This is a genomic window from Enterobacter soli ATCC BAA-2102 (assembly GCF_001654845.1).
Classification (GTDB): domain Bacteria; phylum Pseudomonadota; class Gammaproteobacteria; order Enterobacterales; family Enterobacteriaceae; genus Enterobacter; species Enterobacter soli.
The window spans coordinates 77,434-93,900 of the sequence record NZ_LXES01000045.1 but is presented as its reverse complement, the minus strand read 5'-3'; the positions used below and the strand labels follow the sequence as shown (position 1 = coordinate 93,900).

The window sequence follows — 16,467 nt, the reverse complement described above, 5'->3', positions numbered from 1 at the left end:
CAACGCGTTTTGTGAGGCTCTGTATCCCGCTCCCTGTTTGATACAAAGCCGTACAATTAACTGCGGGGTAAGGTGATAACCACGTCCAGCCCGCCTTCCGTGCGGTTGTTCAGTTGCAGCGTGCCATTAAGCTGGACGGTGAGCTGTGCGGCAATGGCCAGCCCTAATCCGGTGCCGCCGGTATCGCGATTGCGCGATGTTTCGACCCGGTAAAAGGGCTGCAATACGGCTTCCAGCTCGGCCTCAGGAATGCCGGGCCCGTTATCACTGATATGAATGACAATATGTTCAGATCCACGGTCATTAAGAGTAATAGCGGCACGATTGCCAAACTTTAGCGCATTATCCAGCAAGTTAGTCAGCACACGACGCAAGGCCTGCGGGCGTGTCGTCAGCGGCAGGCGGGTGTCTGTTGCCTGAAACTGCACGTTTTTACCGATATCCTGGTAGTCGCACACGATGCTGTTAATCCAGGCGTTCAACTCCAGTTTTAACGAGGTTTCTTCCAGCGGTTCTGATGACCGGGCATAGGCAATACCTTCCCGTACCAGGCGCGACATATTATCTAAATCATTTAATAATTTATCACGCAGTTCAGGTTGGTCCGCCATTTCAACGCGCAGCTTCATTCGGGTGATTGGCGTCTGGAGGTCGTGTGAAATCGAGGCCAGAATTTGCGTGCGCTCGCGCAGATAAACCTGAATACGGGATTGCATGGCATTAAAGGCGTGCGCTGCCCGGTGAACTTCAACGGGCCCCTGCTCCGTCATCGGGGTGTTGGCCGAAGGATCAAGCGTATCAACCGCACGGGTGAACAGCGAAAATGGCCGCACCACCTGGCGTACCGCAATCCAGGAGCACAACGCAACAAGCAGCAGTTGCAGAACCAGTACCACCGGCAGCCAGCTGGCAACCGGTGGCATTCGTGGGATCAGGTCAATGGTCAGCGGTGCGCCGTCGTGCAGTTGCAGATGAGCCTGAATATGCGAAACCGGCCCGGGGACGGCAGTGAAGCGCAGCGGGTATTGGGCAGCAAGTGTATCGGTTAATGTACGGATCGCATCCTGAGAGCGTTTATCCTGCGGGGCTGCACCTGCCTCTCCCTCACCCAGGATATAACGATAATTGCCGCGTTCGAGCCGGGGTAGCCAGGCCGCGCGTTCGTTCGCCGGTAGCCGGTCGAGGATTGCCACGCTGGTCGCCACATCGTATTCCAGGTTGCCGAGCATCACGGTGCGGGCACTGCGCATTCGCTCATACATAACCAGCGTCAGGCTGAGCGAGTTGGCCAGCAAAAGCCCCGCCAGGACAATGATCAGCAGACGCGCAAGTAACGAGCGCGGCCAGAGCCTCATTCATTGGCCTCTTTGATGGTGACTGGCATCGTAAACACGTAACCTTCGCTGCGCACGGTTTTGATGTAGGCCGGTGTCCGGGCGTCTTCGTTAAGACGCTGGCGCACACGGCTGACCAGAAGATCGATTGAACGTTCAAACAGTTCGGCATCGCGCCCCTGGGTCAGATTCAGCAGTTGATCCCGCGTCAGCACGCGCTGGGGGTGGTCAAGGAACACGCGTAATAACCGGTATTCCGCCCCGCTTAACGCCACAATCATGCCTTCGTTATCAATCAGATGGCGGGCAACGGTATCCAGTTGCCATTCACCAAACATCACTAACCGCCCGGCTTCCGTCACCTGTAGATTGGGCGGCATGGTGCGGAAACGGCGCAAAATGGCTTTGATCCGCGCCAGCAACTCTCGGGCAACGAAGGGCTTCACCACATAGTCGTCCGCCCCCATTTCCAGCCCGAGGATGCGGTCGGTATCTTCGTTACGCGCGGTCAGCATCAAAATCGGCAGATCTTTATGCTTACTGCTGCGCAACTGGCGGCAAAGCGTGAGCCCGTCATCGCCGGGCATCATCACATCCAGTACCAACAAATCGACATGCTGTTTATCCAGAATCACACGCATCTCTTTGCCGTTGGCGGCACCAGACGCGTGATAACCAGACTTCACAAGATAATCGACGATTAACTCACGAATATCCCTGTCGTCATCGACGACAAGGATATGATCAATATGCTCCACCGAACGCTCCTGAATGAAGGGTAACGTATTGAAAATAGCACATTTCAGAGCTTGTCCGCGTCGACGACCGCTTTCACGAAATCTTGCGGATCTTCCTGCGGAGGATTGTGACCAACGGTTGCCCCAAAGGTGCGGTGTTCATATTTGCCGGTAAATTTACTGGCGTACGCTTCAGGTGCCGGGTGTGGCGCGCCGTTGTTACCGCCTTCAATGGTGATGGTCGGTACGCTGATGGTCGGTAATGTCGCCAGTTTTTGTTCGTAGCTGTCGTATTTGTGTTCGCCTTTTTCCAGGTCCAAGCGCCAGCGGTAGTTACTGAGGGTGACGGCGACATGGTCCGGGTTGTCCAGTGATTTGGCGCTGGCATTAAATGTGGCATCGCTAAATTTCCAGTCAGGTGATGCCTGAGACCAGATTAAACGGGCGAAGTCGTGGGTGTTTTTGGCATAACCCTGCGCACCGCGCTCGGTTGCAAAGTAAAACTGATACCACCATTGCAGTTCGGCTTTCGGTGGCAGCGGCTGTTTACCGACTGCCTGGCTGCCAATCAGATAGCCACTGACGGAAACCAGCGATTTCACGCGTTCTGGCCACAGTGCGGCCACGATATCTGCGGTGCGAGCACCCCAGTCGTAACCAGCGAAAACAGCCTGTTTGATATTCAGCGCGTCCATCAGATTCACAATGTCTTTTGCCAGGGCGGAAGGCTGGCCGTTACGCGGCGTTTTGTCTGACAGAAAACGTGTTGTGCCATAACCACGCAGAGAAGGCACAATAACGCGATAGCCTTTCGCCGCCAGCGCCGGCGCAACATCGGCATAACTGTGAATGTCGTACGGCCAGCCGTGCAACAGGATAACGGGCTGGCCATCTTTCGGGCCGATATCCACATAACCCACGTTCAGATCGCCTGCGTTAATCTGATGAACCTGGTTAAACGCGGCGGTGTAATCTTTGCCGGTGACTTCGGCCTGGCAGGACATCACGGTGCCAAGTGAAACGGTCAATGCTAATGCTGAGGAAGTGAATTGAGTAAACATGTTGGTATCTCCGTTTAAGTAAGTTTGACGGGGATATCACAACAAATTTATGTATAGCGGATGTGTGTAGAAGCGGCTTTTTTGCAAGCCTGTGTATGTATCTCAACATCAGATACAGTGTGATACAAACACAGGCTAATTCTATGGTGCGTTACAGTGAAATACGGTAGCGAACATAGTCATCGGCTTCGCCGAAACGGTCATACAGTTTCCGCGCTGGGTTGTTCTGGCGTGTTACCCAGTAGAGTTTTGACCATCCTTCGCGCTTACCCTCTTCCATCAGCGCATCGATCAGCGCCTGGCCGGTTCCGGCGCCACGCAGCGCGGCATCCACAAACAGATCTTCGAGATAGCAAATGGGTGCCGTCGACCATGTGCCTTCGTGCAGGACACACATTGCAAACCCAATCACGCGCCCTTCGCTTTCAGCCACCCGGCAAAACATCGATGAGTGCGGGTTCAGTGCCCGTTCCCAGGTGGATGCGGTGACCGACTCATCCAGTACACAGTCATAAAAATGCGTGTAACCGTCCCAGAGCGGACGCCACTGCGGATAATCTTCTGCACGTAAAGCTCTTACTGTTACTGCCATGTTTTCCTCACATTACAGATCTAAAACCATTTCAAAACAGCGTAATTCCGCTTCCGCCATGCGGGAAAGATGACGACTTTCCCTGAGCGTGACGAAGCCATGCTTTTGGTAAAAGGTGTGCGCGTTTGGCGTTGACGAGAGGCTTATACGTGCCATCCCGCGCGTTCTGGCCTCTGAGATTAGGGCATGGATAATCTGTGTTGCCAGCCCTTTTCCTGATGCCGAAGGCAAGGTGAATATCGCCTCGACGCTCTGGGTTTCCAGGTCCAGATATCCCGTGGCCACAATTTGCCCGTTGTCATCCTCAACCACATAAAACGGGTTAGCCACCACCATGTGTCGGTACTGTTCTGGCATCACTTCCGGCGTCCAGCGTGCGATCACGTCCGCATCGTAACTTGATTTACAGCCAAAACGGATCGCCTGATTGCGAATGTTCCAGAGTATTTCAGCCTCTTTCGGCTCTGCCTGTCTTAACGTCATTGCGCCCCCTGCAAAGAGTAGTAGTGAATGAAACACAGCACGCCATGATGGAATGTGGTAAAGATGAAAATACCAGAAGGCAAACAAAAGCATAACGCTTAAAAAAGGAGATCAACGGATGACGACACCCACATTAAAGACGGAACGTTTGTTGCTGAAACCGCTGACGGCGGAGGATGCGCCGCAAATCCAGCGGCTCTATCCGCGCTGGGAAATTGTGCGTTATATGGTGGCCACGGTCCCCTGGCCTTACCCGGATAACGGTGCGGAAAATTACGTGAACAATGTTGCCTTGCCGGATGTGGAGAAAGGCGTGGCCTGGTTCTGGACGCTTCGCCGCCAGGAAGCCCCTGACGAGCTGATGGGGCTTATCTGCCTGTATGACGTCGAAGATAACAACCGTGGCTTTTGGCTGGCTCCAGAATGGCAAGGTCAGGGTTATATGCGTGAAGCCAGCATTGCCGCTACGGATTTCTGGTTTAACACCCTGAATAAGCCAGTGCTGCGGGCGCCGAAAGCGGCGGAAAACAGCCGCTCTCAGCGAATTTCTGCCAGTAGCGGCATGAGACTTATCAGAACAGAAAAGAAAGAGTACGTCAGCGGCCTGCTGGACTCTGAGCTGTGGGAGATCACCCGGGACGAGTGGAATGCTCGTTACGTCAGCTGATAGTGCTTATCCGGCAGCAGTCTTTCTGGTATCGCCTCTTCATCGTTCATCTGTAACAGATCACGTTCCATCGCGTTACAGATGGCGTCTAACGGCAAATCGTTGTCTTCGGTGCCAAACGGATCTTCCAGCTCTTCTGCCAGCGTATCCAGCGAGATAAAAGTGTATGAAATCAGCGCGGAGACGAACGGAGTCATATAGTGCAGGTCCACAACCAGCGCGAACGGCAGCATAATGCAGAACAGGTACACCGTGCGGTGCAAGATAAGCGTATAGGCAAACGGCACGGGCGTGGTGGCGATACGCTCGCAGCCGGAAAGCACAACCGACATGTCGTTGAGACGGTTATTCAGGCTGTGGAACAGAATGTCGGAAAGCTGCCCTTCCCGGCGCCTTACGGCAAGCCATTCCCCCATCAACAGCAGAATGCGGTTCGCCGGAGAACTGGAATCCATCACCCGACGCAGATTGTCAGCGGACATATAACCTGCGAGCTGCTCTGCCTGCGGTTGACGTCGCAGGGTCATCCTTAAACAATGCGCAAAGGCAATTTGCAGGCGGACAAATTCCCCCAGATGCGGATCGTCCGGCAAGGTGTTTTTTACCTCGCGAAACAGCGAGCGTGCCGCTATCATCAGTTGCCCCCAAAGCAGGCGAGCCTCTACATAGCGTGAATAACAGGCATTATTTTTGAAACCCAGAAATATGGCGATGGCCACACCCAGGATACTGAATGGCGCAACGGTGAATTTGATGCCAAGCGAGGTATACCACGGCAGCATCAGGATCACGGCGATGGAAAGCAGGAAGTTAAGAAACAACCGGGTGTAGATTTTAGGCAGTACAGAGCCATGCCAGACAAAAATAAGACGCAGCCAGTGCTGTTGAGGACGAACAATCATAGTCAGCTTCAGAAAGGTAAAGAGCGCGGCTATTAAACGTGATCCCCTTCACGGTTGCAAGCATGTTAATAGAACATTGCTTTTCCTGTACTGGTTAGCCCAGGCCGCACGGTGCTGAAGTTTGTTTTTTAAAAAGGCAGTAAATAGTATGTTGTAACTAATAATTTATTCAAATAAAGGGGAAGGCCCAAACGTGCTGTTCCCCTCGTGTCTGTCCGCTCAGAATAAGCGCATTTCAGGCCTTAGCAGAGCGGTTTGACCGCGTCACGCATCCCTTGATGCAGAATGGCATCCAGATCCAGCGTAACTTGTTCTACCAATCCGCTAACCTGAGTGAGATCTTGCTCCCAGTGTTCGCTGACGCTGAGTACAGATTTCACCAGTTCACTGGTGCTGATCTGTTTGTCGTGATGCTGAGTCCACAGTTGTTGATAGCGTTCCAGCCAGTGAGCATCGTCCTGAACCGGGTAGCTTTCGCCCTGACGTTCAGCGCGGTAAAACGCAATCAGTGCCGCCAGAGCAAACGTCAGACGCGCAGGCAATTTACCGCTGACTTTCTGCCCTGCCAGCAGCTGGGGAAGAATACGGGTACGGAATTTCGTCATGCCGTTCAGCGCGATAGACAGCAACTGGTGCTTAATGTATGGGTTACGGAAACGACCGGTTACCGCGCTGGCGAAAGATTCCAGCTCATCACGTGGCAGATCCAGCACCGGAATAATCTCTTCGTAAATGGCTTTTTCAACAAACGCACACACTTCAGCGTCGTTCATTGCTTCACCCACCGTATCCAGACCGGCCTGGAATGCAACCGGAACCAGCGCCGTGTGAGCACCGTTCAGGATAGCGACCTTACGCTCTTTGTACGGTTTGATGTCGTCAACAATCAGTACGTTAAGCGGCAGTTTGTCCAGACGCAGTTCGCTGGCAAGTGATTTCGGGCCCTGAATAACAAACAGATAGAAGTGCTCAGCGGTATCAAGGAAACCATCGTGATAACCCAGTTGCGCTTCCAGTGCGGCCACTTCATCACGCGGATAACCGGTCACGATACGGTCAACCAGCGTGGAGCAGAAGCTGTTTGCATCATTCAGCCATTGGGTAAATGCCGCCGGTAATGCCCACTCTTGCGCATAGCGCAGTACCAGTTCACGCAATGCGTCACCGTTGTAATCAATCAACTCACACGGAATGATGATCCAGCCTTTATCCGCCGCACCGTTAAAGTGGCTGAATCGTTCGAACAGCAAACGCGTCAGCTTCGCCGGATAGCTCACGGCCGGAGCATCGTCGAACTTGTCGTCCGCATGGTAGCTGATGCCCGCTTCCGTGGTGTTCGAGAACACGAAACGCATGTCCGGGTTGTGCGCCAGCTTCAGAAACTCATCGTACTGGTCATAAACGCTGATTTCGCGGTTAACAGAGCGGATAAGACGCGCATCGCTAACGGCTTCGCCCTGCTCGTTCAGGCCACGAATAATGGTGGTGTACAGGCCATCCTGAGTGCTCAGTGACGGCGGGAAATCGCTCTTGATTGGGCGGACAATGACCACACCAGAGTTAAGATCGGTATGTTCGTTAAGCAGGTCGATTTGCCAGTCCACGAAGGCGCGCAGGAAGTTGCCTTCACCAAACTGAATGATACGTTCTGGGTAGAGAGCACCGGGGAAATCACGACGGTTGAGTGTGTTCACAATGGGGTCCTTTTTTGATTAGTCATACAGCCCGATAAGATTGGTGTAATAACTTATCAAAACTTTTCGACCATGACCCCTGTTTTGATCAATTCATGAAGCAATTGTGAAAAATAATCACAAGAATTTATAGAACACCGAAGTCGCCGTCATCGCGCCGTCAGGCATTAAAGCATAGCGTGGGATTTCACCCACTTTTTGCCAGCCTGCACGCTGGTAAAACGTCTCTGCGCCGCTACCTGTAGAGGTATCCAAAACCAGTACCGATACGCCATGCTTTCTGGCTTCGGCTTCCAGGGCCTCCATCAGGGCCATCGCTGCGCCCTTACGCCGCGCTTTCTCATGCACCAGTAGTTTTGCGACATCCGCACGGTGAGGCTGGTTTTCAGGTTGATCGGTTATCAGCTGTACCGTACCGATCAGTTCACCCAGTTCATCGGCACAGGCCAGCACGGTGCGCTCCCGGCGGCCAACGCTTTCCGCGACGCCAAGCCAGAATGCGCACGCTTTTTCGTGGGTAAATGGCAGCATAAAGCTGACGGAGGCACCGCCGTTAACGCAGTTTTCGAGAATGTCGGCCAGCTCATCAATATGCGTGAGCACGTCATCCCGGGAGAGAGTGTGGAGAGTCAGTGAGGTTGTCATTGTATATCCTTGTGTTGAGTCCCCTCACTTTGCATTTAACAATAATTTAACGCAATGCGCGCAAGCATAGGCTTTTGTTATGTTAGCGGGATTGCCCCCGCTGACGCTTCATGGTGAACATCTTGTCGTCGGCATCTTTCAGCCACTGCTGCTGATCGTTGCGGTTATGATCAAATTCGCTAACGCCCCATGAGAACTTCAGCTGCCACGGATGCAACTTGCGGTCGTTATACAGGTCAACCTGCTCAGTAAGATACTGCATGGCAATCCACGCCCCCTGCTCATCCGTATCGGCAAACAGCACGGCGAACTCATCGCCGCCAAAACGCACCAGCAGATCAGCTTCGCGGAACGACGCCCGTAAAAGTTCAGCCATCGCGGTCAACGCTTTATCACCCTCTTCATGCCCAAACCGAGCGTTAATCTGTTTGAACTGATCCAGATCTATCCATCCCAGCGTCACCGGCTCTGCACGGCGGCGGGCAACAGAAAGCGCAAAATTTGCGAACTGATTAAACCCGCGCCGGTTATATAACCCGGTCAGTTCATCGGTTGTTGCCGCACTGATGGCCGCAAATTCATCCTCCACCAGCGCACTGAGATCGCTCAATACGGAAAGATCGGTATCTGAAAATTCGCGCGGCGTGTAATCGATAAGACATAGCGATCCCACACTGGCGCCATCGCGAAGACGCAGTGGCATCCCGGCATAAAACCGGATACCCGGCTGCCCGACTACCAGAGGATTGTCGGCAAAGCGCTCATCCTGATGGGTATCAGCCACCACCAGCGCTGCAGAGTGCAGAATGGTGTGACCGCAAAATGAGATATTGCGGGGATAGGTGCAGTTGGCAGTGCCATCGATAGATCTGGCCACCAGCTCGTGTTCGGCCACCACGTTGACCATCACCAGCGGGACCTGGAAGAAACGCTTTGCCAGCCGGGTTAACCGGTCAAAGGCTTCTGAGCCATCAATATCAAGAAGCCCTGACTCTCGCAGAGAGTTCAGACGTTCCGTTTCATTTGCAGGGAATTCAGGTGCTTTCATACTGTCTCCTGACGCTTAGTTCTCTTAAAAGCGTAGCCTAAACAGAGACATTTTCAGTGTGCGAATATTCTGTTCTTGCCTTCACGCTTGGCCTGATAAAGCGCGCTATCTGCGGCCTGTAGCCAGTCGGTAACGCTTCTCATGTCGCGCGTGGCGCACGCTATACCAATACTGAGCGTGCAATGCACGGCCTCTTGCGCCACATCTTTCATTATCGCGGCGGCTTCCATAATGCGTGTTGCCACAATATGGGCCTCATCGATGGTGGTATCCGGCAGCAGGATAACAAACTCGTCGCCCCCCAGTCGCGCCGGGGTGTCGGCGGGTCGTGTCGCCAGATGCAATATTTGTGAAACGGTCGCCAGCATGGCATCTCCCACCTTGTGGCCAAACCGGTCGTTCACTTCCTTAAAATTGTCGATGTCGATAAACATCAGTGCCGATTCACGGCACGCCTGCTGAAGCTTCTTCAGCTCATTATCAATACGTTTTTCGAGCAAACGTCGGTTAGCGATATCCAGCAGCGGATCCATCATCGCGATGCGCTCAAGCTCGCGGCTTTTAATCCGTAGACGCAGCGCGATACTGTCGGTGAGCACGCTCAGGGCGATAAGGTAAATGGCAATCAGGGGCAAGGTCGCGAACATAGTTCGCTGGGAGACAAACATATCGACCGCCATTCCCTGGGTCAGCCAGCTCACAAGAAACACGCCCAGCATCGCAGCGGCGGCTCTTTTCATCAGCGTAAAACCGCCCGCAGAAAGCCGGTCGGCAAGCAAAATGGTGGCAATCACCACCGAGGGCAGCGGGTTGACCGCCATCATGGCAATCCAGAAGCCCCCCGCGCCGGCATCAAACACCAGATTTTGATGTTCCGTCTCCAGAGGCATCAGTGATTTTCGTGAACGAAACCAGGCAAGCGTCGGCCAGATAAAGGCATTAGCCCCCAGCAGAATCATTAGCCAGACTGAACGTTGATGTTCGATCAAGACGCAGAGGATCGGAATAAAACAGAGCAATGTCCCGAGAATACGCATCAGGTACATACGTTTGACAAACCGACTTCCTGGTAAGCGAGGATTGTTACTGAGTTTGTCAGTTCCGTTCATGCCACGATTTTTCCGATATATTTCTTGCGGTATCTTATTGAGCTTAAAAATGCGTAGCAAGCAATTTATCAGCGAATCGTTAACATCAATGTCGCATTCTACCTAATGTGGTTACGCTTACACCGGTTATGTTCCACTCTCAGGTTCCGCCACGATCAAATCGTCTGACAAACGTGCACTGGTACGATTTCGCCCTGCTTTTTTCGAACGATACAGATAATCGTCCGCCTCGGCCATCAGCCGGGTAAAGACCTCTGTCAGCTGCCAGGATTCCGACTTACCGCTCCCCAGACCGATGCTCACGGTAATAAACAGCGTTTGTTGCCGCCAGATAAACGGATGGTTCGCTATCGAAACTCTAATACGTTCGGCCAGTTCAATGCCTTTACGGGCGTCGCCGGAATTCACCACAACCGCGAACTCTTCGCCGCCCATGCGTGCCACCATCCCTTCTTCACCCACCACCTTTTGCACTTTCTGGGCAAAGGTCGCCAGTACCCGGTCCCCGCACTCATGACCGTAGTTATCGTTAATACTCTTGAAGTAATCGATATCCAGCAGCATCACCGTCAGGTAACGAGGATGGCGATGAGCCTCTTCACGCTTAAGCGCTTCATACAGGCCCGAACGGGAATAGACATGGGTCAGAAAATCGAAATCGGCACGTAGCGAAACTTGTTTAATCAGCGAGTTAATAGCAGCCACACTGACGGAAACCATCACCGGGCAGATAGCCATCGTCGCAATACCAAGACGAGCAGAAAACATCAGTGGCGTGGAAAGCGGCGTTGCAACGGCAATATTGATAATTGAGTTCGCCACCAGGATCACTTCGACGGCGCCCGTCAGGAAGGTCAGCAGACAGGTCGCGGGCAGCGAATAGCGCACGGCACACCAGATAAGCGCAGGCAGCGGAAAAGCCAGGCTACCGGCGCCACCAATGACAACCGATGCCACAACCGAAATAATCAACGCCAGAACCGGTAAGCATTTTTCCGGTGCAGGCAAGGACGGAATAAACCGCTGCGGCATTTTCACCGTCAGCATACAAGGCACAATCAACACCCCGGTTGAGAACTGCTCGCTAAACCAGTCCGCAAACAGTGGCCAGAAGGTTTTACTGTCAATCCCGACCGAACCAAACGCCCCCAGCAATGCGCAGAACACGGCCGCGATCAGGCAGTAATTAAACAATCGCAGCGCATTAATCGGGTCTGGTCTGCCCTTCAGCAGCCGCTTGTCACGCATGACCAGCAAGGCCACGATCACAATAAAGACCATATTCGACAGGTTGATCACTACCGACGCGATCCCCCAACTGGTGGTGACCGCGTCGTACATCAGCATGGCGACATACGACACCGCGTAATAATGCAGACGATTAAGATACGTGTAACGGGCAAATACCCCCGCCATTACGCCATTCAGCGGCCAGAAGAGAGATAACGCTTCCACCAGGCGCAACTCAGCCCCCACAAAATAAAACAACGTGGTGAGCACGAATATCCCCACCGCATTTCGCAGAGGGCTATCTGGAAGAAAAAGCTTGAACGACGCGATTGCAGAAGACATTAAATATCAATCCATATAATTGCTTGTCGCAATTATTTGTGGTCATCAGCATGAATGGGAATAACCTAACATCCATCTATAGCACATATAGAACCGGATAATAACTCGTCAATTTTGGGGGTTCATCTGCAATACCAGCCAGTGATGTATTACGCCAACAATATATTGTTGTTGCTGTGCATCAAGCACTTCGCCCTGCGGGATATGGTGCCATTTTTCCAGGCACCCCCGACAACAGGTTGCAGTAGCATGTTGTGCGATAAATACCGGATGGCCGCGCATGGGCGTTTGTTTTCCGTCATTCGCCGGATAAGCAGGCGCCAGTCTTTTAGCGACGAAGTCCGCGGCGTGCTGGTCAATGGTGTCAGCACCTTTATCCCAACAGTATTGCCGCTCTTTAGGTCCCAGGCGAAAGCGCGAACGAAATGTGGAACGCGCCAGTCGGGTAAATAACGGATTAAGTGTCGACATCAGTACACGGAACGCCCCAGTCGCTGCGTGAGTTGCTCCAGTACCGCCACTCCCGCCAGCGAGTTACCCGTTTCATCCAGTTCCGGGCTCCAGACGGCAATCGCCATCTCATGCGGCACAATCGCCACTACGCCACCGCCCACGCCGGATTTTGCCGGCAGGCCAACGCGCCAGGCGAATTCCCCCGCGTTCTGATACATACCACTGGTCGCCATCAAGGCATTAATCTGACGCGCCTGCATTGGCGAAACCACTTCCTGAGTCAGGTGCGATGCGTAACCCTGATGCGCCAGGAACAAAAACGTCTGGGCCAGTTCGACACAGCTCATTTTCAACGCACAATAATGAAAGTAATTTTGCAGAACCATTGCAACATCATTATGAAAATTGCCGAAGGATTTCATCAGCCAGGCAATGGCGGCGTTGCGGGCAGAGTGCTCAAACTCAGAGCGGGCCACAACGGGATCGTAGGTAATATCCGGCACACCGCAGAGCAAACGGACAATTTCGAGCATTCGCTGACGCGGCGCACTCAGGCGGCTTTGCAGCATATCGCACACCACCAGCGCCCCGGCATTAATAAAGGGGTTACGCGGTTTGCCGTGTTCAATTTCCAGCTGAAGCAGTGAGTTAAAGGACTGTCCGGACGGATCCTTACCCACGCGCTGCCAGATCTCATCTTCGTCGTACTGGCGCATTGCCGCCACCAGACTCAGCACTTTCGAAATCGACTGAATAGAAAAGCGTTCTGTGGCGTCTCCTGCCTGATAGCGCTGTCCATCCACCGTACAAATGGCGATGCCGAGTTTATTGCCGCTGACCGATGCCAGCGCCGGAATATAGTCGGCAACCTTCCCCTGTCCCAGTAATGGACGAACCTGCGCCAGAATCTCTTCCAGCATCTCATTATGGATGACCGCAGCCACACTTTGCTCCTTGCCCTCAGGCTAAAACGGGCTGCGAGTATAACAGAGGCTTATCTATCACGTCAGGCGGGAAGTCGAAAACGCGATACCGCCTGGAGTAAAATGTCGGACTCCTGATGCAAACGATCGGAAGCCTGTGACGCGCCAGACACCAGCACATCCGTCTGACGTGATACCTGGTTTAGCGCCTGAAGCTGACGGGTCATCAGATGAATACTCTCCCCCTGGCTCATGGTGGCCACCGAGATATCATTCAGTAAACTGCTTAAATTCCCCACCAGTCCGGTCACCTGTTGCAGATTATCCTCAAGACGGGTCACCGCTTTCGATCCGTCTTCTATCCCCTGCAAGGAGTGATTAATCAGCTCCTGAATCGTTTGGGTCGAATGGCTGCTTTTACGCGCCAGTAATCCTACTTCTCTGGCAACCACCGCAAAGCCCCGCCCCTGATTACCTGCATGAGCCGCCTCAATGGCCGCATTCAGCGCCAGAATGTTGGTCTGAAACGCCACGTTGTCGATCATAGAGACGATCCCGCGCATTTCTGACGATCGCTCAACGATCGCCTGCATTGAGGCATTAACCGTGGACATCATCTGATCGCCACCGGCTGCCGCTTCCCGCGCTTCATCAGCCCGTGAACTGGCAAGCTTTGCATAACCGGTATTGCCCTCGACATGAGTTTCTAGCGAGGCAATATGCGCCGTCACCTCTTCCAGCTCTTTTGCCTGGCGCGCCGACTGCTGATACAGCTTCTGATTACCCTGCGCAAGCGAACCAATATTCTCAACCATTGAGGTGGTTGCCTCACTCACCTGGGTAACCAGTTGCTGTAATCCCTGCTGCATGGTGAAAATGCTGTCGCTCAGTTGCCCTATTTCACGGTTAAAGTGTGTCACATCCGGCGAACTGGCAGACAAATCCCCCGCCGCAAGCTGATTAATATGGCCAATCAGACGACGCAGCGGGGTAATGACCCACTTGGCCATACCAAACCAGACCACAATCACAATCGCCAGCAGCACCAGCGGGGCAAACAGGAACAACGTTTGTAACCCGGACAGGCGCTCCATTAAGGATTGTCGCCCCTCTGTGGCCTGCTTTTCGCTTATCTGCTGGAAGCGGGCATAGTTATCGTTGAAATCGGTCTGAAAAGCCTGTGCGGGTACCGCGAAAAAGGCATCGATGGAATTGGTTTTGATAAGCCCTTCGGCCTGCTCTTTGATGGCGCCATAGAAAAGCTGGTAGCTGTTCACCAGCGCTTCATCTTTCGGCGGGCTCATCGCCAGCCATGCTTTCCACGCCTGCTGCGATGCATCGAGCGCCTTTTGCGCTTCATCCATCAGGCTGTGCCAGCTGCCGTCAGAGCCCGTCTCTTTATCCTGCATAAAGTACACACCCGAGCGGTTCAGTAAATCGCTGGCGGCCAGCAATGACACGCGCGCCTGATCCAGCTTTCCCTGTTGCTGGTAGGCCAGCTGATTATGCTGTTCGTTGCGTTGTGCTTCGCGAAGAGAGGCGGTAAGCAAGAATGAAGAGGAAAGTTGCAGTGCGGAGAAAAGCCCAATAATACAAAAGATGCCGGCCAGCAATCCAAACTGACGTGGAATGATGCGCTGCGCAATACGGCGAGAAATTTGCGTTAGGTTCATAATTTTCTTCTGTAACAATACCTTAGACGCGAAGGAGTCTACGAAACGAAAATGACAGAACCATTGCAGTAAAATGACAGAGGACAGGAATTGCCGGGCGGCGATAATGCCTGCCCGGCTTGATAAGGTATTGATTAAATTAGACGCGATCCTTCCACACTGTCTGCACATTACAAAATTCGTGCAAACCGAAGTGAGAAAGCTCACGCCCGAAACCGCTTTTCTTCACGCCGCCAAAGGCCACACGGGCATCGCTGGCGCTATAACCATTGATAAACACGCCGCCACACTCCAGTTCCCGGGAGAATGTCTCAGCCAGAGTATCGCTTGCGGTAAATACCGTCGCCGACAAACCAAAATCGCTGTCATTGGCGAGCGCCAGGGCATGAGCAGGATCTTTCGCGACCGTAATGGCGGCCACCGGGCCAAACAGCTCCTGACGAAACGCAGTCATTTCAGGGGTGACATTGCCCAGCACGGTCGGGGCGTAATAGTTACCCTCACCCGCGATTTTCTCACCGCCCAGCAGAAGGGTTGCGCCTTCGGCAAGGGACGCCAGAACCTGCTGATGCAGCTCATCACGCAGATCGTAACGCGCCATCGGGCCGACATAGTTTTCTTCTTGATCCGGTGCGCCCATCTTCAGCGCAGCCGTGGCTGCAACAAAACGTTGGGTAAAGGCATCGGCAATGCCCTCTTCCACGATAAAGCGCTTCGCCGCCGCGCACACCTGCCCGGTATTTTGATACCGCCCGGCCACTGCCGCTTTCACTGCCAGATCCATATCCGCGTCGTTCAGGACGATAAAGGGATCCGATCCCCCCAGCTCCAGCACGCATTTTTTCAGTGCCGCCCCTGCCTGCGCACCAATCGCCGCCCCGGCACGCACGCTGCCGGTCACGGTGACGGCAGCAATACGACGATCGTTAATCGCCTGGCTTACTCCCTCATTGGTCGCATTAACCCAGCCAAACACACCCTGCGGGAAGCGGGCATCGGCAAAAATTTCGCCAATAAGCGAAGCCGAGCCGAGCACGTTCGGCGCGTGTTTTAGCAGATAGCTGTTACCGGCAAGCAGAATGGGTACTGCGCCACGCAGAACCTGCCAGAGCGGGAAGTTCCACGGCATCACGGCCAGGATCGGCCCCAGCGGACGATACTCAATGACCGCGTTGTGGTTTTCGACCTGAGTGGCTTCCGCTTTCAGCATTGCCGGGCCATGTTCGGCATACCAGTCACAAAGGTTGGCGGATTTGGTCACCTCACCGCGAGCCTGAGCAATGGGCTTACCCATCTCGCGGGACATCATTTGCGCCATCTCTTCGGCGCGCTGGCGAAGTGCGGCACCTAAGTCACGCAGTTTTTGCGCACGGTGAGCGACCGTTTCGTTGCGCCATTGACGGAAACCCGCATCGGCCAGCGCAATCGCCTGATCGACGTCGTCTTGCGATGCCCAGAGATAAGTCGCCAGGGTTTCGCCGGTGGCCGGGTTTACAGACAGCGCATGTGTGGCAGGTGAATGTGTCATGATTATCTCCATGCAATAACAGTTGATTCATTGTGGCCCACTCTGC

General features: G+C 53.6%; 16 protein-coding genes. 1 reads left to right on the top strand and 15 read right to left on the bottom strand.

Annotated elements, in window-relative coordinates:
* Positions 1 to 56 precede the first annotated feature (56 nt).
* From M987_RS16820 to M987_RS16800, 5 genes are all read right to left on the bottom strand, one after another.
* Complete coding sequence (locus M987_RS16820; protein ID WP_014070305.1) at positions 57 to 1,355, bottom strand: ATP-binding protein; 1,299 nt, start codon at positions 1,353 to 1,355, stop codon at positions 57 to 59.
* The gene (locus M987_RS16815) at positions 1,352 to 2,092 is read right to left on the bottom strand and encodes a response regulator (protein ID WP_014070304.1); all 741 of its coding nucleotides are present in this window, start codon (positions 2,090 to 2,092) and stop codon (positions 1,352 to 1,354) included. The genes M987_RS16820 and M987_RS16815 overlap by 4 nt, the downstream gene beginning before the upstream one ends.
* A gap of 44 nt (positions 2,093 to 2,136) precedes the next feature.
* The gene (locus M987_RS16810; protein ID WP_014070303.1) at positions 2,137 to 3,132 is read right to left on the bottom strand and encodes an alpha/beta fold hydrolase; all 996 of its coding nucleotides are present in this window, start codon (positions 3,130 to 3,132) and stop codon (positions 2,137 to 2,139) included.
* Positions 3,133 to 3,283: 151 nt separating this feature from the next.
* Entirely contained in the window at positions 3,284 to 3,724 is a 441-nt protein-coding gene (locus tag M987_RS16805; protein WP_014070302.1) for a GNAT family N-acetyltransferase, read from the bottom strand.
* 12 nt (positions 3,725 to 3,736) lie between these two features.
* Positions 3,737 to 4,207, bottom strand: coding sequence for a GNAT family N-acetyltransferase (locus tag M987_RS16800; protein ID WP_014070301.1), 471 nt, complete (start codon positions 4,205 to 4,207; stop codon positions 3,737 to 3,739).
* 118 nt (positions 4,208 to 4,325) lie between these two features.
* Here M987_RS16800 and M987_RS16795 point away from each other — a divergent pair, with 118 nt between their 5' ends.
* On the top strand, positions 4,326 to 4,874 hold the full coding sequence (locus M987_RS16795) for a GNAT family N-acetyltransferase (protein WP_014070300.1): 549 nt from the start codon (positions 4,326 to 4,328) through the stop codon (positions 4,872 to 4,874).
* Here M987_RS16795 and M987_RS16790 read toward each other — a convergent pair.
* From M987_RS16790 to sad, 10 genes are all read right to left on the bottom strand, one after another.
* Entirely contained in the window at positions 4,862 to 5,776 is a 915-nt protein-coding gene (locus M987_RS16790; protein WP_014070299.1) for a bestrophin family protein, read from the bottom strand. The two genes, M987_RS16795 and M987_RS16790, sit on opposite strands and share 13 nt — an antisense overlap.
* A gap of 242 nt (positions 5,777 to 6,018) precedes the next feature.
* Entirely contained in the window at positions 6,019 to 7,470 is a 1,452-nt protein-coding gene (locus tag M987_RS16785; protein ID WP_014070298.1) for a tagaturonate reductase, read from the bottom strand.
* A 117-nt stretch (positions 7,471 to 7,587) separates the two neighbouring features.
* The gene (locus M987_RS16780; protein WP_014070297.1) at positions 7,588 to 8,115 is read right to left on the bottom strand and encodes a GNAT family N-acetyltransferase; all 528 of its coding nucleotides are present in this window, start codon (positions 8,113 to 8,115) and stop codon (positions 7,588 to 7,590) included.
* A gap of 82 nt (positions 8,116 to 8,197) precedes the next feature.
* Positions 8,198 to 9,163, bottom strand: coding sequence for a GGDEF domain-containing protein (locus tag M987_RS16775; RefSeq protein ID WP_014070296.1), 966 nt, complete (start codon positions 9,161 to 9,163; stop codon positions 8,198 to 8,200).
* 53 nt (positions 9,164 to 9,216) lie between these two features.
* Positions 9,217 to 10,209, bottom strand: a complete 993-nt coding sequence (locus tag M987_RS16770; RefSeq protein ID WP_041162064.1) for a sensor domain-containing diguanylate cyclase — start codon at positions 10,207 to 10,209, stop codon at positions 9,217 to 9,219.
* A gap of 189 nt (positions 10,210 to 10,398) precedes the next feature.
* Positions 10,399 to 11,844: a GGDEF domain-containing protein gene (locus tag M987_RS16765; protein ID WP_014070294.1), complete on the bottom strand. Its 1,446-nt coding sequence runs from the start codon at positions 11,842 to 11,844 to the stop codon at positions 10,399 to 10,401.
* Positions 11,845 to 11,952: 108 nt separating this feature from the next.
* Positions 11,953 to 12,315, bottom strand: coding sequence for a DUF4186 domain-containing protein (locus M987_RS16760; RefSeq protein ID WP_014070293.1), 363 nt, complete (start codon positions 12,313 to 12,315; stop codon positions 11,953 to 11,955).
* Positions 12,315 to 13,241, bottom strand: a complete 927-nt coding sequence (gene glsB / locus M987_RS16755) for a glutaminase B (RefSeq protein WP_014070292.1) — start codon at positions 13,239 to 13,241, stop codon at positions 12,315 to 12,317. Before glsB ends, M987_RS16760 begins: the two co-directional genes overlap by 1 nt.
* Before the next feature lie 62 nt (positions 13,242 to 13,303).
* Positions 13,304 to 14,893 (bottom strand): methyl-accepting chemotaxis protein, encoded by a 1,590-nt coding sequence (locus M987_RS16750; RefSeq protein WP_041162063.1) that lies wholly within the window; start codon positions 14,891 to 14,893, stop codon positions 13,304 to 13,306.
* A 139-nt stretch (positions 14,894 to 15,032) separates the two neighbouring features.
* On the bottom strand, positions 15,033 to 16,421 hold the full coding sequence (gene sad / locus M987_RS16745) for a succinate-semialdehyde dehydrogenase (protein ID WP_014070290.1): 1,389 nt from the start codon (positions 16,419 to 16,421) through the stop codon (positions 15,033 to 15,035).
* Between the last annotated feature and the right edge of the window lie 46 nt (positions 16,422 to 16,467).